This window comes from Rhodospirillum rubrum ATCC 11170 (assembly GCF_000013085.1).
GTDB classification, from domain to species: Bacteria; Pseudomonadota; Alphaproteobacteria; order Rhodospirillales; family Rhodospirillaceae; genus Rhodospirillum; species Rhodospirillum rubrum.
This window is the reverse complement of sequence record NC_007643.1, coordinates 2161544-2183596: the sequence shown is the minus strand read 5'-3', so window position 1 is coordinate 2183596 and position 22053 is coordinate 2161544. Positions and strand designations below refer to the sequence as shown.

General features: G+C 65.0%; 21 protein-coding genes. 13 read left to right on the top strand and 8 right to left on the bottom strand.

Annotated features, from left to right (window positions below):
- Positions 1–56: 56 nt before the first annotated feature.
- On the bottom strand, positions 57–1079 hold the full coding sequence (locus RRU_RS09775) for a sensor histidine kinase (RefSeq protein ID WP_162470610.1): 1023 nt from the start codon (positions 1077–1079) through the stop codon (positions 57–59).
- A 162-nt stretch (positions 1080–1241) separates the two neighbouring features.
- The gene (gene corA, locus RRU_RS09770) at positions 1242–2219 is read right to left on the bottom strand and encodes a magnesium/cobalt transporter CorA (RefSeq protein WP_014626268.1); all 978 of its coding nucleotides are present in this window, start codon (positions 2217–2219) and stop codon (positions 1242–1244) included.
- Between the two features lie 128 nt (positions 2220–2347).
- On the opposite strand from corA, the gene RRU_RS09765 reads away from it, so the two are divergent.
- From RRU_RS09765 to RRU_RS09730, 8 genes are all read left to right on the top strand, one after another.
- A complete protein-coding gene (locus RRU_RS09765; protein WP_014626267.1) occupies positions 2348–2494 on the top strand; it encodes a hypothetical protein in 147 nt (48 codons plus the stop codon).
- A gap of 76 nt (positions 2495–2570) precedes the next feature.
- Positions 2571–2900: an FtsB family cell division protein gene (locus RRU_RS09760; protein WP_014626266.1), complete on the top strand. Its 330-nt coding sequence runs from the start codon at positions 2571–2573 to the stop codon at positions 2898–2900.
- A 367-nt stretch (positions 2901–3267) separates the two neighbouring features.
- Positions 3268–4278 (top strand): pyruvate dehydrogenase (acetyl-transferring) E1 component subunit alpha, encoded by a 1011-nt coding sequence (gene pdhA / locus RRU_RS09755; protein ID WP_011389634.1) that lies wholly within the window; start codon positions 3268–3270, stop codon positions 4276–4278.
- Between the two features lie 22 nt (positions 4279–4300).
- Positions 4301–5707: a pyruvate dehydrogenase complex E1 component subunit beta gene (locus tag RRU_RS09750; protein WP_011389633.1), complete on the top strand. Its 1407-nt coding sequence runs from the start codon at positions 4301–4303 to the stop codon at positions 5705–5707.
- Between the two features lie 22 nt (positions 5708–5729).
- Positions 5730–7052 carry a pyruvate dehydrogenase complex dihydrolipoamide acetyltransferase gene (locus RRU_RS09745; RefSeq protein WP_011389632.1) on the top strand — a complete coding sequence of 441 codons (1323 nt, stop codon included), beginning with the start codon at positions 5730–5732 and terminating at the stop codon, positions 7050–7052.
- A gap of 48 nt (positions 7053–7100) precedes the next feature.
- On the top strand, positions 7101–8501 hold the full coding sequence (lpdA, locus tag RRU_RS09740; RefSeq protein ID WP_011389631.1) for a dihydrolipoyl dehydrogenase: 1401 nt from the start codon (positions 7101–7103) through the stop codon (positions 8499–8501).
- 7 nt (positions 8502–8508) lie between these two features.
- Positions 8509–9453, top strand: coding sequence for a lipoyl synthase (gene lipA / locus RRU_RS09735; RefSeq protein ID WP_011389630.1), 945 nt, complete (start codon positions 8509–8511; stop codon positions 9451–9453).
- Between the two features lie 11 nt (positions 9454–9464).
- Positions 9465–9908: a type II toxin-antitoxin system RatA family toxin gene (locus tag RRU_RS09730; protein ID WP_011389629.1), complete on the top strand. Its 444-nt coding sequence runs from the start codon at positions 9465–9467 to the stop codon at positions 9906–9908.
- Here RRU_RS09730 and RRU_RS09725 read toward each other — a convergent pair.
- Positions 9887–11392 carry a sensor histidine kinase gene (locus RRU_RS09725; RefSeq protein ID WP_011389628.1) on the bottom strand — a complete coding sequence of 502 codons (1506 nt, stop codon included), beginning with the start codon at positions 11390–11392 and terminating at the stop codon, positions 9887–9889. The two genes, RRU_RS09730 and RRU_RS09725, sit on opposite strands and share 22 nt — an antisense overlap.
- 83 nt (positions 11393–11475) lie before the next feature.
- On the opposite strand from RRU_RS09725, the gene RRU_RS20015 reads away from it, so the two are divergent.
- Entirely contained in the window at positions 11476–11892 is a 417-nt protein-coding gene (locus RRU_RS20015; RefSeq protein WP_237703860.1) for a hypothetical protein, read from the top strand.
- A 4-nt stretch (positions 11893–11896) separates the two neighbouring features.
- Positions 11897–12820, top strand: coding sequence for a DMT family transporter (locus RRU_RS09715; protein WP_011389626.1), 924 nt, complete (start codon positions 11897–11899; stop codon positions 12818–12820).
- 31 nt (positions 12821–12851) lie between these two features.
- On the opposite strand, the gene RRU_RS09710 is transcribed toward RRU_RS09715, so the two are convergent.
- The 4 genes from RRU_RS09710 to RRU_RS09695 all read right to left on the bottom strand — a co-directional run bounded on the left by RRU_RS09710 (position 12852) and on the right by RRU_RS09695 (position 16557).
- On the bottom strand, positions 12852–13436 hold the full coding sequence (locus tag RRU_RS09710) for a TetR/AcrR family transcriptional regulator (protein ID WP_011389625.1): 585 nt from the start codon (positions 13434–13436) through the stop codon (positions 12852–12854).
- A 93-nt stretch (positions 13437–13529) separates the two neighbouring features.
- Positions 13530–15176: a Na/Pi cotransporter family protein gene (locus RRU_RS09705; protein WP_011389624.1), complete on the bottom strand. Its 1647-nt coding sequence runs from the start codon at positions 15174–15176 to the stop codon at positions 13530–13532.
- A 192-nt stretch (positions 15177–15368) separates the two neighbouring features.
- The gene (locus RRU_RS09700) at positions 15369–15980 is read right to left on the bottom strand and encodes a CinA family protein (protein ID WP_011389623.1); all 612 of its coding nucleotides are present in this window, start codon (positions 15978–15980) and stop codon (positions 15369–15371) included.
- Positions 15981–15996: 16 nt separating this feature from the next.
- Positions 15997–16557 carry a phosphatidylglycerophosphatase A family protein gene (locus RRU_RS09695; protein ID WP_011389622.1) on the bottom strand — a complete coding sequence of 187 codons (561 nt, stop codon included), beginning with the start codon at positions 16555–16557 and terminating at the stop codon, positions 15997–15999.
- Positions 16558–16865: 308 nt separating this feature from the next.
- Between RRU_RS09695 and RRU_RS09690 the strand changes: the two genes are divergently transcribed.
- Positions 16866–18248, top strand: a complete 1383-nt coding sequence (locus RRU_RS09690; protein ID WP_011389621.1) for a peptidoglycan DD-metalloendopeptidase family protein — start codon at positions 16866–16868, stop codon at positions 18246–18248.
- Entirely contained in the window at positions 18232–18711 is a 480-nt protein-coding gene (locus RRU_RS09685; RefSeq protein WP_011389620.1) for a bactofilin family protein, read from the top strand. Before RRU_RS09690 ends, RRU_RS09685 begins: the two co-directional genes overlap by 17 nt.
- A 128-nt stretch (positions 18712–18839) precedes the next feature.
- On the opposite strand, the gene RRU_RS09680 is transcribed toward RRU_RS09685, so the two are convergent.
- Positions 18840–20834 carry a lytic transglycosylase domain-containing protein gene (locus RRU_RS09680; protein WP_011389619.1) on the bottom strand — a complete coding sequence of 665 codons (1995 nt, stop codon included), beginning with the start codon at positions 20832–20834 and terminating at the stop codon, positions 18840–18842.
- A gap of 298 nt (positions 20835–21132) precedes the next feature.
- On the opposite strand from RRU_RS09680, the gene dapA reads away from it, so the two are divergent.
- Positions 21133–22014, top strand: coding sequence for a 4-hydroxy-tetrahydrodipicolinate synthase (gene dapA, locus RRU_RS09675; RefSeq protein WP_011389618.1), 882 nt, complete (start codon positions 21133–21135; stop codon positions 22012–22014).
- Positions 22015–22053: the final 39 nt, after the last annotated feature.

The following is a 22053-nucleotide window of genomic DNA, read 5'->3' as shown; positions in this document are numbered from 1 at the left end:
TGTTGGCCTGATTGGACAAAAAACGGGCCGCCGTTCCCTTGGGATGGCGGCCTTTTTTATCCGTCGACGGCCGGCGGCAAGGGGATGCGGATGTGATAGCCGTTGCGGCCGCCGCTGACCCGGGCGACGACAAGATCGCCGCCCATGCGTTGGGCGAGCGAGCGGCTGAGCGTCAACCCCAAGCCGATCCCCATGGACTCGTCGCCGCCGCTTTGAAAAGGGGCGAAGGGATCGGCGATGCGGGTGAGCGAGCGGCTGAGGGAATCGCTGGTGACGGTGACGTGGAGAACGCGCGGTTCCCTTTGGCTTTTCGACAGGCCTGGGCTTGGCTGATCGGTGGTCGAGGCGCTGAGGTCGACCACCCCTTCCGGGGTCTGGCGAATGGCGCTGATCAGAACCGCATAAAGGATCTGCTTCAAGCGCGCCTCGTCGATCATCGCCTTGCCACCGATGCCCGCCAGATCAAGGTCGAGGGTGGAATGGCGGCGCGAAAACAGGGTTTGCAGGTCGCGGGCGCAGAGGGCGAAAAAGCCGAGGATGTCGACCGGGCGCAAATCCAGGCTCAGCGTGCCGTCGCCCACCGCCGACAGGTCGAGCAACTCGTCGATCAACTGGCGCAACTCGTCGCTGGCCCGGCGGATTTGGCCGACGCCCTGGGTGACCTGCTCGGGAAGCGGGCGGGTCTCGGCCAATTGGGCGATTTTCTCGGCATACCCCGAGATGGCGTTGAGCGGCGTGCGCAGTTCCTGATTGAGGTGGGATAGGAAGTGGTTTTTGGCGGCATGGGCCGCCTCGGCCTCGTGGCGCGCCGTCTCGGCCTCGCGCTTGGCCTCCTCAAGGGCGGCCAGACTCAGTGTCAACGAGCGGTTGACCCTCCAGACTTCAAAAAAGAAGGCGATGAAACCGCCGAAGATCGCCGCAAACAGCGCCAGGGCGATTTCGTCGGCTTCCCAGCTCTCGTGGGCGCGCGAAAAATCATAAAACAGATCGAACGCATCAACGCTCACCAAGCCGGCGGTCAGAACGACCGATAAGGTGAGGAAGACGACCACGGGAATCCACCGTTGCCGCGGTCTCATGGCCTCTGCGCCCTCCATTCCCCACCTCTGATCCCTGATCTCCCGGCTTCCGTCGCGACGGGGACGCAAGCCCCGCCGGTCTTGATGGAATCGACGTTAGTATCGTGGAAGAAAGGTCTACTGGCTAGGCGAAAGCTAGATCAAAAGGCAGGGTGTCGTTCCTCAGAGCCAACCCCATCGTTTGAACAACCGGTAAGGAATGATGGCCGAGGCGAGCATCAGGGCGATGGCCAGAGGATAGCCGAAAGGCCATTCAAGTTCGGGCATATAGCGGAAATTCATTCCATAAATGCTGGCGACCAGGGTTGGCGGCAGGAAGATGACGGCGACCACCGAGAAGAGTTTGATGATGGCGTTCTGTTCGATATTGATCATGCCCAGCGTCGCATCAAGCAGGAAAGTGATCTTGCTCGACAAGAAGGTGGCGTGATCGGTCAGCGACTGGGCGTCGCGGTGGAGGGTGCGCAAGCGGGTCCGGCTGTCCTTGCCGGTTTTGCGTTCGGTGGCGATCTGGGTGAGATAGACGAAAACCCGTTGCAGGCTGACCATGCTTTCGCGGATGTCGCTGGTCAGATCGCCCTTGCGGCCGATCAGTTTCAGGATCTTCTGGAAGTCCTTGTCGCGCGAATCCCGTGATCCCGACGAGTCGTGGGAAAAGATGCTTTGCGACAGGCGGTCGATTTCCCGGGCGTCGCGTTCAAGGACATCGGCCAGGCGGTCGACGACGGCCTCGAGCAGGGCGAGCAGGGTCTTTTCGCCGCTGAAACAGCCGAGCCCGGCTTTTTCGGCCCGCGTCGGGAAAGCCTGGAAGGCCCGGGGTTCCTCGTAGCGAATGGTGACCAGCCGGGCGCCGGCCAGAATGAAGGTGACGGGCGAGGATTGGGGCTGATCGGTATCGGTGCGCGAGAGCAAGGTGGCGGTCATGAAGATCGCGTCGTCTTCCTGATAAAGCCGGCTTGAAATCTCGATCTCCTCCATCTCCTCGCGCGTCGGGATCTCGATGCCGAGCACCGAGGCGACCTGGGCGGCCTCGCGCGGGGTGGGGCAGAAAAGGTCGTACCAAATAACCCGTTCGGTTTCATCGAGTGGCACTGGCAGGCGCCGTAGCCGGCCGTTTTCCTCGGCGTATCCCAGGATCATCGGAAGCCCCTTGACCATCTTGAAAGGAGGGTGGCGCGCCTGATCCTGCCCGGGGGGCGAAGGGCGGACGCGCCGGGATGGGTTGGTGCGGACGGGCATAAGGACTTCGCCAGACGAAGCCGGCCGGAATGCCCGCCGCCATGCCGACAAAATGCCAGATCTCGGCGGCCGATGCCACCGATCCGTTGCCGGGATCTTTCGCCAAGGCGATCCAGCGGGGCGTTTGGCCAACCGCCCGGCCGAAGCTTTTCGTCATCGACCAAACTTGGCCCTAGATTTATGGAATGACTGGGGGTTTTTCACTCCGCTTTCCCCTTGACCGGCTTGGTCCCGCCATGATTGCCTGCTGGGATGTTTTTGTCTTCGATCCATAAAAGCCGTCTGCGCGGCTTCCTCGGTTCGTTGCTCGCCCTGCTGGTGATCGCTTATTTCGGCTATCACGGCATCCAGGGCGATCGCGGCGTGCTGTCGCTTGCCCGACTGACCAAGGAGATCGAGGAAGCGCGCCATCTGCTTGATCTGCGCCGCGCCGAAGAGGCCGCCCTGCAGGCCAGCGTCACCCGGCTTTCCCCCGAGAGCGTCGATCGCGACCTTCTTGATGAACGGGCGCGCATCATGCTCAACCGCATCCGTCCCGACGAAGTCATCATCCAGATCGACGGCGAACCGGTCAGCCGGTAGGGCGACCGACGCCGCGCCCGGTCGCCGACAGCGCCCGACCACCCCCGTATTGGATCCAGATCGTGCAAAAGTGCTGTGCGCGGTCTTGGAGAAGGGGCGCATTCAGGTCGGTTTGTCTCATCGGTAAATAGGTAAAATCCTAAGCAGTCCAGGTGATTAACCAAATTATGGTTAATCAGTTATTGTGCATTGCAAAACAAACACTTACCAAACTTTCCCTTTTAAATAATAGGGGGGCTTCCTAAGTTCTAGCCAGCTCGGGATCTGAAGGTCCGATCCCGCCGATGGCGCTTTGCCCGCCGCCGGTACGGCAAGGCCGGTTCCCCCCCGGGAACCGCACACAGGAAAAGATCGAGAGGGAGAGACCATGGCAGCGACCCGACGCAAACCCAGGAACGGATCGTCTCCGGCCACGCCCACGCCCGACGACATCAAAGGCTTCTACCGCGACATGCTGTTGATTCGGCGCTTCGAGGAGAAGGCCGGCCAGCTGTATGGCATGGGGCTGATCGGCGGGTTCTGTCATCTCTACATCGGTCAGGAAGCGGTGGTCGTCGGCCTGCAGTGTCAGGCCCATCCCGGTGATTCGATCATCACCAGCTATCGCGATCACGGGCATATGCTGGCCGCCGGCATGGATCCCAAGGGGGTGATGGCCGAGCTGACCGGCCGCCGGGGCGGTTATTCCAAGGGCAAGGGCGGCTCCATGCACATGTTCAGCAAGGAGAACGGCTTTTACGGCGGTCACGGCATCGTCGGCGCCCAGGTGCCCTTGGGCACCGGCTTGGCCTTCGCCCACAAGTATCGCGGCGATGGCGGCGTGTGCTTTTGCTATCTGGGCGACGGCGCGGCCAACCAGGGTCAGGTCTATGAAAGCTTCAACATGGCCGCCCTGTGGAAGTTGCCGGTCATCTATGTGATCGAGAACAACAAATACGGCATGGGCACCTCGGTCGAGCGGGCGAGCGCCACCAAGGATCTGGCCACCCGCGGCGCCGCCTATGGCATCCCGGGGATTTCCGTCAACGGCATGGACGTTCTCGCCGTCAAGGCCGAGAGCGAGGAGGCCGTTGATCGGGTGCGCGCCGGCGAGGGGCCGCTGATCCTGGAAATGAAGACCTATCGCTATCGCGGCCATTCGATGTCCGATCCGGCGAAATACCGGACCAAGGAGGAGGTCAGCAAGATGCGCGCCGAAAGCGATCCCATCGACCACCTGCGCCAGACTATCGTCAGCGACGCCATCCTCGATGAGGAGGCGTTGAAGGAGATCGACAAGGAAATCAAATCCGTCGTCTCCCAAGCCGCCGAATTCGCCCAGAACAGCCCCGAGCCCGACGCGGCCGAGCTGTACACCGACGTTCTCGTCGAAGCCTGATCGTCCTCCGGGAGCGCCAACCATGCCCGTACAGATTCTGATGCCCGCCCTGTCCCCGACGATGACCGAGGGGACCTTGGCCAAATGGCTGAAAAAAGAAGGCGATACCATCGCCGCCGGCGATGTGATCGCCGAGATCGAAACCGATAAGGCGACCATGGAGTTCGAGGCCGTCGACGAGGGCGTCCTCGGCCAGATCCTGATCGAGGCCGGAACCCAGAACGTCCCGGTCAACGCCCCGATCGGCATTCTGCTCGAGGAGGGGGAAACCATCGACGACGTTCACAAGCCCTCGGCCTCGGCCCCGGCCCCGGCCAAGGACGTCTCCTTGGAGACGACGCCCGCTCCGGCCGAGCCCAGGCGCGACCCGGTTCCCGCCGATACGCCGCTGGCGGCGGGCGGGCGGGCCGAGGCCGGACGCCAGGAGGAAAAGCGCTACGATAAATTCGTGACGCTGTCGGTGCGCGAGGCCCTGCGCGATGCCATGGCCGAGGAAATGCGCCGCGACGACAAGGTTTTCCTGCTCGGCGAGGAAGTCGCCCAATACCAGGGCGCCTATAAGATCTCGCAAGGGCTGCTTGACGAATTCGGCGAGAAGCGGGTGATCGACACGCCGATCACCGAGATGGGCTTCGCCGGTCTGGCCACCGGCGCGGCGTTTTCCGGGCTGCGGCCGATCGTCGAATTCATGACCTTCAATTTCTCGATGCAGGCCATCGACCAGATCATCAATTCGGCGGCCAAGACCCTTTACATGTCGGGCGGTCAGATGGGCTGTCCGATCGTCTTCCGCGGCCCCAATGGCGCCGCCGCCCGCGTCGGCGCCCAGCACAGCCAGTGCTACGCCAGCTGGTATGCCCATTGCCCCGGCCTGAAGGTGATCGCGCCGTGGAGCGCGGCCGATGCCAAGGGCCTGCTGAAGGCGGCGATCCGCGATCCCAATCCGGTGGTCTTCCTGGAAAACGAGATCCTTTACGGCCAGACCTTCGAGGTTCCCGACGATGCCGATTTCGTGCTGCCGATCGGCAAGGCCAAGGTGGAACGCGCCGGAGCGGACGTGACCCTGGTCGCCTTCTCGCGCATGGTCGGCGTCGCCCTGGAGGCGGCCAAGGCCCTGGCCGGCGAGGGGATCGAGGCCGAGGTGATCAACCTGCGGACCATCCGTCCGCTTGATGTTGAAACCATCCTCTCCTCGGTGCGCAAGACCAACCGCTGCGTCACCTTGGAGGAGGGCTGGCCCTTCGCCGGCATCGGCGCCGAGATCGGCATGACCATCATGGAAAACGCCTTCGATTATCTCGACGCCCCGGTCATCCGCATCACCGGCGAAGACGTGCCGATGCCCTATGCGGCCAATCTGGAAAAGCTTGCCCTGCCGTCGATCGAGGCGGTCGTCAAGGCGGCGAAGGCCGCCTGCTACAAGTCTTGATCCGGCGAGAAGGAAGCGCACCATGCCTATCGAGATCCTGATGCCCGCGCTCTCTCCAACGATGGAGGAGGGAACCCTGGCCAAGTGGCTGAAGAAGGAGGGCGATCCCATCGCCGCCGGCGATGTCATCGCCGAAATCGAAACCGATAAGGCGACGATGGAATTCGAAGCCACCGACGAGGGCGTTCTTGGCAAGATCCTGGTCGCCGACGGCACCGCCGGCATCAAGGTCAACCAGCCGATCGGCATTTTGCTTGAGGAAGGCGAGGACGCCAGCGCCCTGGTCCAGGCCGCTCCGGCCAAAGCCCCGGATGCCCCGGCCAAGGCCGCGCCCGAGCCGGCCCCTGTCGCCGCGGCGTCCCAAAGCGACGCCGCGCCCGCCCCGGCGGCGGCCGCGCCCAAGCGGGCGGCCGGTGAACGGCTGTTCGCCAGTCCGCTGGCCCGGCGCATCGCCGCCGCCGAAGGCCTTGATCTGGGAGCCCTTCAAGGCAGCGGCCCCCATGGCCGCATCGTGCGCCGCGATGTCGAGGCGGCTTTGGCCGCCGGCACCGGTAAAACGGCCGAAAAGGCGGTTGCCGCGCCGGTCGCTCCCGCCGCTCCGCCGCAAGCGGTCGCCGCCGCCGCGCCCAAGCCCGTGGCCTTGCCCGACGCGCCCCATACCAAGGTGGCCAATACGTCGATGCGCAAGATCATCGCCCGGCGCCTGACCGAGTCCAAGCAGACGGTTCCCCATTTCTACCTGACCGTCGATTGCAAGATCGACGCCCTGCTTGATCTGCGTAAGAGCTTGAACGCCCGGGCCGAAAAGCGCGGCGACGGGGTCAAGCTGTCGGTCAACGACCTGATCATCAAGGCCGTCGCCCTCGCCCTGCGCAAGGTGCCCGCCGCCAACGCCTCGTGGAGCGACGAGGCGATCGTGCTGTGGAGCGATGTCGATATCTCGGTTGCCGTCGCCACCCCGGGCGGGTTGATCACCCCGATCGTCCGCAAGGCCGACCAGAAGGGGCTGGCGACGATCTCGGCCGAGATGAAGGATCTGGCGACGCGGGCCCGCGACGGCAAGCTCAAGCCCGAGGAGTTCCAGGGCGGCGGCTTCAGCATCTCCAACCTTGGCATGTACGGCATCCGCGAGTTCGCCGCGATCATCAATCCGCCCCAGGGCTGCATCCTGGCCGTCGGCGCCGGCGAACAACGCCCGGTGGTCGAGGCCGGAGCCTTGGCGATCGCCACGGTGATGAGTTGCACGCTCTCGGTTGACCATCGGGTGGTCGATGGCGCGGTCGGCGCCGAATTCCTTAGCGCCTTCAAGATCTTGATCGAAGATCCCATGGCGATGATGCTCTAGTCGCATTCGCCCGTTTCTCTTGCCCACCCGATCGGAAGGGTATTTGCCATGACCGAGACTTCCTTCGATGTGGTCGTTCTGGGCGCCGGACCCGGCGGCTATGTCGCCGCCATCCGCGCCGCCCAGCTTGGCCTGAAAACGGCGGTGGTCGAGCGCGAGCACCTGGGCGGCATCTGCCTGAACTGGGGCTGCATTCCGACCAAGGCGCTGTTGCGCAGCGCCGAGGTCTTCCGCCAGATCCGCCATGCCGGCGCCTATGGCTTAAAGGTGACGGGGGCCGAGGTCGATGTGGCCGCCGTGGTCAAGCGCTCGCGCGGGGTGGCCAAACAATTGGCCGGCGGCGTCGGCCATCTTCTCAAGAAGAACAAGGTCACGGTGATCGATGGCCACGGCCGGCTGGCCGGCGCGGGCAAGCTGACCGTCGAAAAGGACGGCAAGACGACGACCCTGGCGGCCAAGGCGATCATTTTGGCCACGGGGGGGCGGGCGCGAACCCTGCCCGGGCTCGAGGCCGACGGCAAGCTGGTCTGGACCTATAAGAACGCCATGATCCCCGAGTCCCTGCCCAAGCGCCTGCTGGTGGTCGGCTCGGGGGCCATCGGCATCGAATTCGCCAGCTTCTACACCGATTGCGGCTCGCAAGTGACGGTGGTCGAGGTGTTGGAGCGGGTGCTGCCGGTCGAAGACGAGGAGATCAGCGCCTTCGCCAAAAAATCCTTTGAAAAGCAGGGGATGACCATCAAGACCGCCACCACGGTCAAAGCCTTGAAAAAATCCGGCGATGAGGTGACGGCGACCCTGGAGAAGGACGGCAAGACCGAGGAGATCACCGTCGATCGGGTGATCATGGCCGTTGGCATCGCCGCCAATATCGAAGATATCGGCCTGGAAACCGTGCCGTCGATCAAGGTCGAGCGCGGCCATGTGGTGACCGACGCCTTCTGTCGCACCGGCGACCCCGGAATCTTCGCCATCGGCGATTTGACCGCTCCGCCCTGGCTCGCCCATAAGGCCAGCCACGAGGGCGTGCTGGTCGCCGAGGTGATCGCCGGCAAGAAGGACCTTCATCCCCTTGATACCATGAAGATTCCCGGCTGCACCTATTGCCATCCCCAGGTGGCGAGCATCGGGCTGAGCGAGGCCAAGGCCAAGGCCAAGGGCTTTACGGTCAAGGTCGGACGCTTCCCCTTCGTCGGCAACGGCAAGGCTATCGCCCTTGGCGAAGCCGAGGGATTGATCAAGACGGTGTTCGATGCGCGGACGGGCGAATTGCTGGGCGCCCATATGATCGGCGCCGAGGTGACCGAGCTGATTCAGGGCTTCGCCATCGCCAAAACCCTGGAGACCACCGAGGAAGATTTGATCCACACCGTCTTCGCCCATCCGACCCTCTCGGAGATGGTGCATGAATCCGTGCTTGACGCTTACGGTCGCGCCATCCATTTCTAGGGACACCATGATGGACACTCCAATCATTCGTCACCCCGAGAAGGTTCGCCGGCCCGACAATCCGTCGCCGCGCAAACCCGAGTGGATTCGCGTGAGGGCCCCGGTTTCCCACGAGGCCGCGGAGGTCCGCCAGCTTATGCGCTCGAAGAACCTTTTCACCGTCTGTGAAGAGGCTGCCTGCCCGAATATCGGCGAGTGCTGGAAGCGCCGTCACGCCACCTTCATGATCCTGGGCGATATCTGCACCCGGGCCTGCGCCTTTTGTAACGTGCGGACCGGCAAGCCCGGCCATGTCGATGACCAGGAGCCGGTCAATCTGGCCGACTCCGTGGTGGCGATGGGCCTGAAGCATGTCGTCATCACCTCGGTCGATCGCGATGATCTGGCCGATGGCGGGGCCGGCCATTTCCATCGCTGCATCACCGAGGTCCGCAGCCGGGCCCCGAGTTGCTCGATCGAGGTACTGACCCCGGATTTCCGTGACAAGCCGCAAGGCGCGCTTGCCCGGGTGGTCGAAGCCGGTCCCGATGTCTTCAATCACAATCTGGAGACCGTGCCCCGGCTATACCCCACCATCCGTCCGGGGGCGCGCTACTTTCATTCCCTGAAGCTTCTCGACCGGGTCAAGACGATCGATCCGGGGGTGTTCACCAAATCGGGCATCATGGTCGGTCTGGGGGAAACCCGCGAGGAGGTTTTGCAGGTCATGGACGACATGCGTTCGGCCGGGGTCGATTTCCTGACCATCGGTCAATACCTTCAGCCGACCTTGAAGCATGTCGCCGTCGACCGCTTCGTGACGCCCGATGAATTCAAGGACTATGCCGATATCGCCCGGGGCAAGGGTTTCCTTATGGTCGCCTCGTCGCCGCTCACCCGCTCCTCCCACCATGCGGACCGCGATTTCGAGGACCTGCGCAAGGCCCGACAGGACGCCGCCGCCACCAAGTGATTCCCTGATCAATGCCCACACACGCCGAGAAACGGTTCTTACCTTACCAGCCCGAACAAATGTACGATCTGGTCGCCGATATCGAAAGTTATCCGCGCTTTCTGCCGTGGTGCTTGGCATCAAGGATCAAGAAGCGGGAGGGCGATGTTGTGTGGGCCGATCTGGTGATCGGCTTCAAGATGGTGCGCGAGCGCTTCACCTCGCGCGTCGAGCTTGATCCCAAGCACAAGATCAGCGTCACCTATGCCGAAGGTCCGTTCAAATACTTGAACAACCATTGGGTTTTCGATCCGGGCGAGAACGGCGGGGTGATGATCGATTTCTATGTGGATTTCGAATTCAAGTCGCCGCTTTTGCAAAAGATCATCGGCGCCTTGTTCAGCGAGGCGGTCCGCCTGATGGTCTCCTCGTTCGAGCGCCGCGCCGAACAGCTTTACGGCGCCAAGCGGCCCTGATCGCGCCCCCTCCCGTCAGCGCCCCGGCCTTGGTCGCGGCGGCGACGGTCTTGGTTGTCGGGGGCGCCGCCCGTCGACCGGGAGGGTCCGGGGGCGCGGGGCAAAGTGAAGCGGAAGAGGGCCCCTTCGCCCGGGGTTCCCTGGGCTTCGATGGTGCCGCCGTGGCGCTCGATGATGCGTTTGCAGATGGACAGGCCGATGCCGGTGCCCTCATAGGCTTTTGGGCCATGCAGGCGTTGGAAGATGATGAAGATCCGTTCGGCGTGCTCGGGACTGAAGCCGATGCCGTTATCGGCCACGCTGACGTTGACCCACCCCTCGTCTTCGCCACAGCGCAGGGTGATTATCGGCGGCCGGTCGGGCGAACGGTATTTCAGGGCATTGCCGATCAGATTCTGAAAGACGCGGACCACCTGTCCGCGATCGGCCAAAACCGTACGATCGCAGCCCAGCAGGTCGATCCGCGCCGCCGTCTCGTCGATGATCATGCGCAGGTTGGACCGCGCTTCGTCGATCACCTCGGCCAGGGCGACCGTTTCCGGGGGCTCCCCCCGGGTGGTGACGCGCGAATACTCCAAAAGGTCGAGGATCAGCCGTGACATGCGCTTGGCGCCGTCTTCGGCATAGGACATGAACTCCAGCGCCTCGGGGGCGAGCTGGTCGCCGTGGCGCCGGCGCAGCAGTCCCAGATAGGACGAGACCATGCGCAGCGGCTCTTGCAGGTCGTGGGAGGCCACATAGGCGAATTGTTCGAGATCGCGGTTGGACTCCTCGAGCCGCCGCGATTTCTCGCGCATCAGCTCTTCGGCTTCGACCTGAGGGGTGGCGTCGCTCAGCGTTCCGGTCATGCGCAAGGGCTTGCCCGAGCGGTCGCGGGTGACGACCCGGCCCTTGGCCTCTACCCAGATCATCACGCCATCGGGCAGCTTCCAGCGATAGCGCGCATGATAGCTCGGGGTTTTGCCGGCGAGATGGTCGTGAAAGGCGGCAAGGGTGGCCGGGCGATCCTCGGGATGGATCATCGTTTCCCAGGTGGCGGTGGGCGAGGGGGTGTCGACGGGAAAGCCCAGGCGGGCGATCAGCGCGCCGTTGAGATGAACGACATCGCCGGGGATCTGCCAATCCCAGATGCCGTCCCCGGTGTTTTCCAGGGCCGTCTGCAACCGGGCCTCGCTGAGCGCCAGCCGGCGCTCGGCGGCGAGATGGCGGCGTTCGCGGAAAAGGAAGGCGATCAGGCAGACCCCGGTCAGGGTGACGATGACCGCGCCGCCGCCGGCCACCGGCGCCAAAAGGGCGTGATCGGGGTAGCGGGCGGCCAGTCCGATCAGCCAAAGCGTGATGGCCACCGTGCTGAACAGGGTGAACAGGCCCCCGAGCAGAACCAGCCGGGCCGAGAGCGGAGCGGGAAAGAGCGTCCGGGGATCGCTGCCTTCCCCGGGAAAATCCTCGGGGTCGTTGGTGCCGCGGGGTGGAGCGAACAACATGGAAGAACCGATACCCTCCTTGCGTTCCCTCCGCTCGGCCCCATTCCGGGGGGAATGGGAAACGGCAGAGGCTGGATCCGCAGATGGTTTATCATAACAGAAAACCACTCGGGGAAACCGCTCCGCGCCTGCCGGGAGTCTTTTACTCGCAATTTGAGACATGTTTTTTCTTGATGCGCCCGTGGGTACCGTTAGCATGGGGCGAGACGGATCCACCGCCGATGCTCCAGGGGGCTTCGCATAAAATGACCGCCAGCCTCGATCACCTGACAAAGGCGGAACACAGGGCTATCGAGGATCTGTTTCTTCAAGAGATTACCGGCCGTCCGGCCGGGATTTCGCGTCGTGTCGGGCGGGCCCTGATCGAAAAGGGGTTGGTCGAGGAAACGGTCTTCATCATCGATTATAAGCCAACCGGCCCGGTTACCCGCGATGCTTTTCGCCTGACGCCCATAGGTCATTTCCGCTATTGCCAATGGTCCGACCGGCGGGCCAGCTAGGTCGATGACCGCGCTCTCCTCCCCAGGCAACAGCCTTCGTCGTCCGTTCGGCCCCTCGGCCAGTTTGCTGATGGTCTGCGGCGCCTTTCTGCTGGTCGGCAGTTCGGTCGTGGCCTCGAAGGTGGTGACCGCGGCCTTTCCCCCCTTCACCGCCACCGCCGTGCGCTTCGCCATCGCCGTTGGCTTGTTGATCCCCTGGATGGTGCTCAGTCAGGGCTGGCCGGCCTGGCCCGGACGTCGGGCGGTCCTGGCGCTCGGCCTGCAGGCGCTGACCGGTTGCGTGTTGTTCTCGGTCTTGCTGCTCGAAGGGCTGCGGCGCAGCGGCGGGGTGGAGGCCGGCTTGACCCTGGGAACCCTGCCCGCCGTCGTCGCCCTGTTGGCGGTGCCCCTGCTCGGCGAGCGCCTTGACCGGCGGATCGGCGTGGCGGTGCTGCTGGCCGCCGGGGCCGGCGCCCTGCTCCATGGCGGAAAGGGGGCTGGCGGAAGCGGTTGGCTTGGGCCGGTTCTTCTTTTTGGCGCCGTGGTTTGCGAGGCGTTGTTTACCCTTCTTGGCAAGCGCGCCGTGGTTCACCTGTCGCCGGTGGTGACGGCAACGGCGGTCAGCTTCGCCTCGCTGGCGCTGTCGCTGGGGCCGGCCCTGACCGAGCAGCCGCTGGCGGCTTTGTCGAGCGCGCCGGCGGCGGCGTGGCTTGGCGCCTTGTGGTTGGGGGCGCCGGTCACCGTGGGCGGCTTCGTGTTGTTCCATGCCGGAGTGGCGGGAACCTCGGGCGGGGCGGCGGGGGTCGCCAGCGCCCTGGTGCCACTGTCGGCGGCGGGCTTATCGGCCCTGTTGCTGGGCGAGGCCTTGCTGCCGACCGATCTGATGGCGGGCGCCCTGGTCTTGGGGGCGATCTTGCTGCTCGCCCTTCCGACAGGCAAGGCGGGCTGAGCGGCGGCGTAAGCCGATCACGTTAGGCCGATCAGGCCGCCCAATCAGCGCCGCCCATCAGCAAATCGACGCAATCGCGCGCCGTGCGATCGACCGGATCATCGGCGGGAACCTTCGAAACCAGGGCCTGACCAAACAGCATGGCATAGAACAGCCGGGCCCGTCGCCGCGCCTCGGGTTCGGTGAAGCCCGCCGCCTCGAAAACCGCCGATACCCGGGCCATGCGATTGGCATCGACCGCTTCGACCGTGAGGGCGGCGGCGCCGTCGGCGCGGGCCCAGTCGCGGATGGCCAGTTCAAGGGCGAGGCTGCGGAGATTGGGCTTTTCCAGGTGGCGGACGAAAAGCCGGATCAGGCAATCGCGCGGGGATTCATCCCCCCGCGGGCCGATCGCCGCGCCCAAGGCGACGATGCGGCCGTCCTTCCAGGACTCCAAAACCCGGGCAAGCAAATCGGCACGGTCGCGAAAATGCCAATAGAAGCCGCCCTTGGTCACCCCCAGGCGCTTGGCCAGGGCCTCGATGCGAACCGCCGTGGCGCCGCCATCGGCCAAAGCTTCAAGCGCCGCCTCGATCCACGGCGAAGCGCCATCCAATCGGGGAAGAAGACTATCCATAGGCCACCGCGTCGTTACCCGGACTTTTCACTCTCTTTCTAACGGGATTTTCCGTGATCGCCTATGGCGGCTTCCTGCTAGCGGGCGATCCGGTCATGACACCAGCCGGCTGACCTGCAGCTCGCCCGTTTCGGTCAGCAAAGGATGGGCGATGGCGGCGATGTGGGAATCGATGCGCTTGAGATCGCGCACGATATCAAGGGTCAAGCCGCTGGCCGCGATATCGGCGCCCAGGCCCTCGCGCAGGTGGGTGCGGTGGCGCAACGTGGCGCGGCGTTCGATCTCGCGGAATTCCTCTTTTTCAATCACCAGCCGTCGGGCGGCGGTGTGATCGGCCTGCATGATGACGGCGATGGCCAGCGATATATGCACGCCCAGGCGATGGTGCAGGGAGTCGATATCGATCATGCCGTCGCCGGGCAGGGTGGCGCGCAGGCGGATGCGCTTGAGGGCGAGGTCCATCAGGGTCTTGTCGATGATGTCGCCGCAATGCTCGATATTGATGGCGAAGCTTAAAAGATTGCTCAGCCGCAACGCCTGATCGGCGCTCAATCCCTCGGGGTCGATCGCCCCGACATAGCGTTGGATCTGACCATGCAGACGATCAAGGATATCGTCTTCGCGGCTGACCGCCCTGGCATCGGCTTCGTCGTCCGACAGGAAGGCCCGGCGTGAGCCTTCGATCATTCCGCCCAGCACATCGGCCATGTGGAGCGCCTCGCGCGCCACGTTGCTAAGGGCCAGACCGGGGTTGTCCAGGGCGCCGGTGTCGAGATAAAGCGCCCGGCCGCGGTCGTTGGCGCGCGGACGGGGGGGCACCATCCGTTCGAGCAGCCGGGCGAGAAGGGGCAGTGGCGCCAAAAACAGCAAGGCGAGACCCACGTTGAACAAGGTATGGAAATTCACCGCCATGCGGTCCATCCCCGGATCGAGGTCGGCCATCGCCCGGCTCAGCGGACCGAGGAAGGGGAAGGCCAGGGCGCATCCGACCAGACGGTTGATCATATTGCCCAAAGGAAGCCGTCGGCTCGCCCGATCACCCCGGGCGCTTTCCAAAAGCGGATTGACGGCGCTGCCCAGATTGGCGCCCAGCACCATCGCCAGGGTGGTTTCGCCGCTAATGGCCCCGGTGTCGCCCAGGGTCATGATGAAGATCATCGCCGCCACGCTGGAATGGGCCGCCCAGGTGAACAGCGCGGCAAGCAGGGCGATAACCAGCGGGTCGGCGGTGATCGCCGCCAGAAGCTCGCCAAGCAAGGGCGCGCTTTCGATCGGCGCCATGGTTTCGATCAGCAGGTGAAGGGCGAGCAACATGAAGCCGAGCCCCAGGATGATCTGGCCGATGGGACCGGCCCGGCCGGGGCCGGCGCGTTTGGCCAGCAGATATCCCACCAGGATCAACACGGGAAAGACCAGGGTGATGTCGAAGGACAGCACCTGAACGATCAGGGTGGTGCCGATATTGGCGCCCAGCATCACCGCCAGGGCGCTCACCAGCGTGACCGTCCCTTCGGCGGCGAAGGCCGTCGCCATCAAGGCGGTGGCGGTGCTGCTTTGCAAAACGGTGGTGACGACGACCCCGGCGATCAGCGCATGAAACCGGGTGCGCAGGCTGGCGGCCAGGGCGGCTTGCAGACGGGTGCCAAAGGCCCGTATCACCCCGCCGTGGACCATGTGGATCCCCCACAGCAGGAAAGCGATCTCGCCGAGCAGGGTGATCAGGGTCTGGGTCGCGGTCATCGCAGCGCCTCCGTCCGGCGGGGGGCCGGGAGCGGACGAGAGGATCAAGGCGACCCTTCGCCGAGCGGAACGGGCGTGTATCCCCTGGAAGGGGTTAGGGGCACGTCGTGCGCTTTATATGGCAAAGGGCAGTCGCCGCATTCAAGGAGCGACTGCAACAAAACTGTAATAAGTCGTCTCGGACGGGGAATTTCAGGGCTTTTCGGGGGCCGGGGACGCGGGCTCGGACGCCTCGTCGTCTTCGATTTTGCGGCTTTTGCCGGGCTCGGGATCATAGGCGGAGCCGGGCGCGGATTGGGCGGCCTCGTCTTCCAGGGTGCGCAAGATCATGTCGAAGGCGCCATTAACCGTGGCGTGGCGGATATCGTTGCGGTTGCCGGCGAAGATGTGGCGGCGCACCACCACCGGCCCGTCGGCCAGGGCGCAGGCCATGAAGACCAGCCCGACCGGCTTGTCGGGCGAGCCGCCCTCGGGTCCGGCGATGCCGGTGACCGAAATGGCGATCGCCGCCTGGGAATTATTCAAAGCCCCTTCGGCCATCGCCTGGGCGACCTCGGCGCTGACGGCGCCATGGGCGGCCAGCATGTCCTCGGGAACGCCCAGCATCTGGGTCTTGGCCTCGTTGGAATAGGTCACGAAGCCGCGATCGACGCCGGCGCTGGAGCCGGCGACGGTGGTCAGGGCCGCGGTGATCAGGCCGCCGGTGCACGATTCCGCGGCCGCCAGCATGAAGCCCTTGGCACGCAGCGCCGCGAGGACCTGTTCGGCATGCAAAACCAGATCCTTGGGGAAGGGGGCGGTCATATCAAATCCTTATCGGTCACATAAAATAATGGACGTAAAGCGCCATCATACAAGTGGAATAGACGGCGGCGAACCCATCATCAAGCATGATGCCAAAGCCGCCGGGAACGCTGCGGTCGGCCCAGCAGGCCGGCCAGGGCTTGGTGATATCGCAAATTCGGAACAGCACCAAGCCAACCCCGTAAGCGAGCGGATCGAGGGGGGCGACGGCCAGGGTCAACCATTGCCCGGCCACCTCGTCGATGACGATGCGCTGGGGATCCTTTTCGCCCGACCGGCGGACATGGGCCTCGGCGGCCAGGGTGCCGATGACGAAGACGAGGGCGGCGGCCGGGGCCAGGGCCCAGGGACCCCAGGTCCAGGCGATCGCCCAGGCGAAGGGCAGGGCGGCGATGCTGCCCATCGTGCCCGGGGCCAGGGGGATCAACCCCGAGCCGAACCAGGTGGTCAGCGCCAAAAGGGGCCAACCGACGGCGGCGGTGGCGGCGGCCGGTGGCGCGTCGCCCTTGGCCTGAAGGATGGAAACGGTGGAGTCCGAGTCGGCGCTCGGCAGAAGGGGGGGGGCGTCAAGGGGCATGAAAAGGCTCGGGTCCGGGCGGCACACAAGGCGGTGTCGAATTTTTTTGTTGTATCACGTCAAGGCGGATTTTAAGAGGGTTGCCTTGATAGGGGGTCGCAGGAGCATTTCTCTGATCCTTCCAGTCCGCCGCGTACCGCCGATGGTGCGCCCGTAGTCGCCTAAGCCATGGTCCTGATCGGGCGGGGTCGCGCCGCGTTCGCACGCCGCCACGGATCCATCGAAGCCGCCGCCTTCGCCCGCAAGGCGGAAAACGGCACGAATGCTCCCTGGGTCGGGATGGGGGCGGATTTGGAACAGGAGACCTCATGTCGGAGTTCGACCCCCAGGATCTGCACCTTTCCCAGGTCCGACGCCTGCTCCGCCGCCATTTCCCCGATCGCCACCTCATGGTCCGCTCCGATGGGGCGATGCGGCAGTTCACCGTCACCGGCCTCCATCAGATCGGCTTGCTCGTCGTGGCCCTGGGTTTCTTCGGCTGGGTCACCTATGCCACCGTCGCCCTGGTGTGGATGGACGATATCCTGTCGGCCAAGAACGAACGCATCGACGATGCCCGCGACGCCTATAAGGCGCTGCTGGCCGAAGTGGGGGTTTATAAGGAAAAGGTCGTCGAGGTCACCCACTCGCTGCAAGGCAATCACGCCGAATTCAATCGCCTGCTCGGCACCGGCGAGACCAGGGAGGTCGCCGCGCCGACGGCGGCGGCGGACGGGGCGGGGAACGGGGCGGGGAACGGGGCGGCCGCGGGGGTCGCCGGCGGCCAGGACGCCGATTTCCTCAAGGAGCAGAAGCGGTACGACCGCGAACGGCAAACGCTCATGGCCCAGCTCGCCACCCTTCAGCAAGGGATGGAGGATCTGTCGAAGGCCAAGGTGCTGCTGACCGATTTCGATGGCATCGAGCTCGAGATGCGCAAGGTGGTGCTCCAGCGCGATCTGGCTTTGGCCGAGAACCAGGATCTGCTCAAAAAGATCCGCTCGATGGAAAGCACGCTTCTCGACATGAAGGACGCCCAGAAGCGTCTGGTCGATCGCTTTGGCAAGATGGCCCAGCAACGCATCGGCGCCCTGGAAGAGGATCTGTCGGCCACCGGCCTCGATGTCGCCTCGCTGCTCCGGCGCAAGGGCAGGCGCTTTCAGCCGGTCGGCGGTCAGGGCGGACCCTTCCTGCCCGTCGAACTGCCCGCTGTCGAGGATGAACCGGCGCGTGACAGCCTTGATCGGCTGAACGAGCGCCTCGACCGCTGGGGCATGCTCAACGCCCTGATCTTCGATCTGCCCCTTGCCGCGCCTTTGGCCACCAGCTATCGGATCAATTCCCCCTTTGGCGTGCGCGAAGATCCGGTCAATGGCCGGCTGTCGCGCCACGAGGGTCTGGATATGGGCGCGCCGATGGATACGCCGGTGTCGGCGACCGGACCGGGGAAGGTGGTTTACGCCGGCTGGCGGGGCCGCTATGGTCGAGTGGTTGAAATAGACCACGGTATGGGGCTATCTACCCGCTATGCCCATCTGCGTACGATCAAAGTGCAGCTTGGGCAATCGGTGGGGCGGGGAGACGTGATTGGCGCCTTGGGCAATAGCGGCCGCAGCACCGGTCCGCATCTGCATTACGAGGTGCGTGTCAACGGCAATCCAAGAAACCCGACGGTTTTCTTGAAAGCGGGGAAAAATGTTTTCGAAGGCTAGCTCCAAACGGTCGACCGCCGAAGTCGGCAAGCCCGAGGGTACCCCTGATCGCGGCGTTCCCTCGATCATCAGCGCCGATCTGACCATCACCGGCGATCTTGTCAGTGGCGGGGAAATCCAGATCGATGGCCGGGTCGAGGGCGATATCCGCTGCACCTCGCTGATCATCGGCATCTCGGGATCGGTGACCGGCGAGATCGTCGCCGAGCGCTTGCGCATGCATGGCTCGGTCAACGGCCAGATCAACGCCAAATCGGTGTTCCTGGCCAGTACGGCGCGGATGACCGGCGATATCAGCCACGAGAGTCTGGCGATCGAGCCCGGCGCCTTCATGGAAGGCCACTGTCGGCGTCTGGCCGCCCCGGCCGAGCTGCAGCAGATCGCCAATCCGCCGGCCGGCGATTCCCAGAAGCGCCTGGAACGTCTGGGCGACGGCACCCTGAACCCGGCGGCGGCCTCCTGATCGCCGCCTGGACTGCCGGGTAGTCTCGACCGGAAAGCGACGACGAATTCGCTCGCCTCTCCCCGTAAAGCGGCGTGCCTGAAGCAAATTTCAGGACCGTCGCGCCAGGGCCCGTCTGCGGCGTGCCCTTACGAGCGCCCGGCGATGCCCAGGGCCTGAGCCGGCGCCTTGGCCGGCAGGGTCTGACCAAGGCGCACCTGATAAACCAGCATGCCTTCGATCACCCGCTGAACGTAATTGCGGGTTTCGCGATAGGGGATCATCTCGATCCAGTCGATGGCGTCGGCCAGATCCATGGCGCGCGGATCGCCATTGCGGGCGATCCATTCGGTCGGCCGCCCCGGGCCGGCGTTATAGGCCGCCGCCGCCAGCACCACCGATCCATCAAAGCGCTTGAGCAGATCGCCGAAATAGCGCGCTCCCAGCCGCACGTTGTAGAGGGGATCGCGGGTCAGCAGCGCCTGATCGAAGGCCAGCCCCTCCTGGCCTGAAACCGTGCGCGCCGTGCCCGGCATAAGCTGCATCAGCCCCAAGGCGCCCACCGCCGAGCGCGCCGCGCGGTCGAAATTGCTTTCCTGGCGGATCAGCCCGAGAAGCGCCGCCGGATCGACGCCCTGGCGGCGGGCGTGCTCGCTGATCGAAGGGGCTAGGGCCTTGGGCAGCGGATAGCCGGCCTCGACCAGATAGGTGCCATCCTGGGCGGCGCGGCGCGACACGAAGACGCCGACGCCGGGATAGCCGGCCTTCAGGGCGATGCCGGCGATCATCGCCCGGGCGCCGTCCCCCTTGTGCTTGGTGTTCAAAGCCAGGGTGAAAGACAGCAATTCATCGATTCGGCCGATTTGGGCCAGTTGGCTGGCGATGACGACCAGCCGATCATTGGCTAGGGCCTTGCGTTCGGCGTCGCTCGCCGCCGCATCGGCCTTGGGCAACAGTTTCGAGAGCGGAGCGCCGGTGCGCTCGGCGGCCAATTGACCATAAAAGGTGGCGGGAAAGGCGCTGGCCTTCTGGTACCACTGGCGCGCCTCGTCGGGCCGCTTCATCGCCTCGGCCGCCCGCCCGGCCCAATAGGCGCCGCGCGACAGGCTGATCGGCGTCGAGACCCCTTCATACAGGGTTTTGAAGTGCTTGAAGGCCTGGGGCGCGTCGTGAAGGAAGCGCAAGGCGATCCAGCCGGCCAACCATTCCCCCTCGGCGAAGGCGGCGCCCCGGTCGTTTTCGTGGGTGGCGGCCAGACGATAGGCCTTGGTGATCAGGCCGCGATCCAAGGCCTCGCGCAGCAGAACGGCGCGTTCCTGCCACCAGCGGTCGGCCCGGCCCTCGGCCGAGGGCCGGTGGAGCATCAACTCGATCGCCGCGTCGTCAAGCCCGGCCAGCCGTCGCCAGCGGGCGCGTTCGAAAACCAGACCCGGATCATTTTGCAGGGCCTTGGGCACGGCGTTGACCGCGGCGTTGGGGTCGATCTTGCCCTCGGCCAGGGTCACCCGGGCGGTGATCACCGCGGCGCGCGCCTTGTCCAGCCGCGGCACCATGCGCCGGGCCGCGTCGATGCGGTTGTCCCACATCACCCTGTCGGCGCGCGCCCAATGGTCGTCGGTGCGCAGCAGGTCGCCATAGGTGCCGAGCAGGTCCTTTTCCTGGCTGGCGGTGAAATCCCCCGCGACCCAGGCCGAGCGGATCAGCCGCGCCGCCTTGTCGCGGGCGCCCGAGGCCAGATAGGCCCGGGCCAGGGCGATCTCGCCGCCGGGGGAGACCGGCTTGCGGCGTTCGAGAAAGCCGATGACCTGCGAGGGCGCGCGCGGCAGCGACAGCATGTCGTCTTCGGCTAGGCGCTGGATGGTTGACAGCAAGGGCCAGTCGGGATGGCCGAGGACGAAAGCCATGCGGTCCTCAAGGCCGGCGTTGTCGCGGCCGGCGGCGCGCAATTGGCGCCAGAGCACGACATCGCGCAGCGTCTGATCCGACGCGCTGCGCGCCAGGGCCATCGCCTGGGGCCATTGCCCGAGATCCGCGGCGCGAAAGGCGCCGGCATAGGTCGCCTCATCGCTGACCGACAGCGGGGCGGCCCGGGCGGCGAGGGGCAGAATGATCAAGCAGACGAGCACGATGGAAAGCAAACGCACGGGAAGGTAACCTCGCGGTGGGGTCAGAGCCTGGAGGGGAAAGGCGGGCGCGGTTTTGGCGCGGCGTCACCGCTCCCCTCTCGTCAATCCGGCCCGGACCGGCCGCTTGATGTTCGCTTGAAACGAAGCGGGGGCGCGGTCCTGGGCCTGTCCGCCTAGACTTTGGTCGTTCGATCGCCTCGCCGCAAGAGCGAATTGCCTGCCTATAGGTTCTTGCCGGGGAACACCACTGTGCTAAAACACAAGCTTTCGCACTCGCGGCGTCCGCCTAAAATGAAGTGATATTATGGAGAACACCATGTTGCAGGGCTCCATCACCGCCCTCGTCACCCCGTTCCGCGACGGAGCGGTCGACCAGCGCGCCTTCCAGGATTTCGTGGCCTGGCAGATCGCCGAAGGCACCCAGGGCCTGGTGCCCGTGGGCACCACCGGAGAATCGCCGACGCTGAGCCATGACGAGCACAAACGGGTGGTGGAACTTTGCGTCGAGGTCGCCAAAGGCAAGGTGCCGGTGATCGCCGGGGCTGGATCGAATTCCACGGCCGAGGCGGTTGATTTCACCCGTCACGCGGTGAAGACCGGGGCCGACGCGGTTCTGGTGGTGACCCCCTATTATAACAAGCCCACCCAGGAAGGGCTCTATCAGCACTTCAAGGCCGTGGCCGGTGCCGCCGGTGATCTGCCGGTGATCATCTATAACATCCCCGGTCGCTCGATCGTCGACATGAGCGTCGAGACCATGGCCCGTCTGGCCCACGACCTGCCCAATATCAAAGGGGTGAAGGACGCGACCGCCGATCTGGCCCGGCCGCTCAAGACCCGGGTGGTTCTGGGGCCCGAGTTCATCCAGCTGTCGGGCGAGGACGCCACGGCGACCGCCTTCCTCGCCCAGGGCGGGGTGGGCTGTATCTCGGTCACCTCGAACGTCGCCCCCCGCCTGTGCGCCGAGATGCAGCGCAGCTGGCGCGAGGGCGATCTGGCGACCTGCTTTGCCATCCGCGACAAGCTGATGCCGCTGCATGACGCCATGTTCTGCGAGACCAGCCCGGGCCCGGTGAAATACGCCGTCAGCCTGCTTGGCAAGGGCTCGGCCGAAACCCGCCTGCCGATGGTGCCGATTTCCGAGGCCTCGCGTAAAAAGGTCGAAGAGGCCCTGCGGGCGACCGGTCTGCTCGCCTGACAGAGCGCCCCCCTTTCTTTTATTCGGAGATCATTGGAC

Coding starts and splice junctions, on each gene's coding strand:
- RRU_RS09765 (WP_014626267.1), top strand. CDS start 2,348: ATGCCCGCCGCCATGCCGACAAAATGCCAGATCTCGGCGGCCGATGCC.
- corA (WP_014626268.1), bottom strand. CDS start 2,219: ATGATCCTGGGATACGCCGAGGAAAACGGCCGGCTACGGCGCCTGCCA.
- RRU_RS20015 (WP_237703860.1), top strand. CDS start 11,476: ATGGTTTATCATAACAGAAAACCACTCGGGGAAACCGCTCCGCGCCTG.
- RRU_RS09685 (WP_011389620.1), top strand. CDS start 18,232: ATGTTTTCGAAGGCTAGCTCCAAACGGTCGACCGCCGAAGTCGGCAAG.
- lipA (WP_011389630.1), top strand. CDS start 8,509: ATGATGGACACTCCAATCATTCGTCACCCCGAGAAGGTTCGCCGGCCC.
- RRU_RS09710 (WP_011389625.1), bottom strand. CDS start 13,436: ATGGATAGTCTTCTTCCCCGATTGGATGGCGCTTCGCCGTGGATCGAG.
- RRU_RS09700 (WP_011389623.1), bottom strand. CDS start 15,980: ATGACCGCCCCCTTCCCCAAGGATCTGGTTTTGCATGCCGAACAGGTC.
- pdhA (WP_011389634.1), top strand. CDS start 3,268: ATGGCAGCGACCCGACGCAAACCCAGGAACGGATCGTCTCCGGCCACG.
- RRU_RS09695 (WP_011389622.1), bottom strand. CDS start 16,557: ATGCCCCTTGACGCCCCCCCCCTTCTGCCGAGCGCCGACTCGGACTCC.
- RRU_RS09750 (WP_011389633.1), top strand. CDS start 4,301: ATGCCCGTACAGATTCTGATGCCCGCCCTGTCCCCGACGATGACCGAG.
- RRU_RS09760 (WP_014626266.1), top strand. CDS start 2,571: ATGTTTTTGTCTTCGATCCATAAAAGCCGTCTGCGCGGCTTCCTCGGT.
- RRU_RS09705 (WP_011389624.1), bottom strand. CDS start 15,176: ATGACCGCGACCCAGACCCTGATCACCCTGCTCGGCGAGATCGCTTTC.
- RRU_RS09715 (WP_011389626.1), top strand. CDS start 11,897: ATGACCGCGCTCTCCTCCCCAGGCAACAGCCTTCGTCGTCCGTTCGGC.
- RRU_RS09690 (WP_011389621.1), top strand. CDS start 16,866: ATGTCGGAGTTCGACCCCCAGGATCTGCACCTTTCCCAGGTCCGACGC.
- RRU_RS09725 (WP_011389628.1), bottom strand. CDS start 11,392: ATGTTGTTCGCTCCACCCCGCGGCACCAACGACCCCGAGGATTTTCCC.
- RRU_RS09745 (WP_011389632.1), top strand. CDS start 5,730: ATGCCTATCGAGATCCTGATGCCCGCGCTCTCTCCAACGATGGAGGAG.
- RRU_RS09775 (WP_162470610.1), bottom strand. CDS start 1,079: ATGAGACCGCGGCAACGGTGGATTCCCGTGGTCGTCTTCCTCACCTTA.
- lpdA (WP_011389631.1), top strand. CDS start 7,101: ATGACCGAGACTTCCTTCGATGTGGTCGTTCTGGGCGCCGGACCCGGC.
- dapA (WP_011389618.1), top strand. CDS start 21,133: ATGTTGCAGGGCTCCATCACCGCCCTCGTCACCCCGTTCCGCGACGGA.
- RRU_RS09730 (WP_011389629.1), top strand. CDS start 9,465: ATGCCCACACACGCCGAGAAACGGTTCTTACCTTACCAGCCCGAACAA.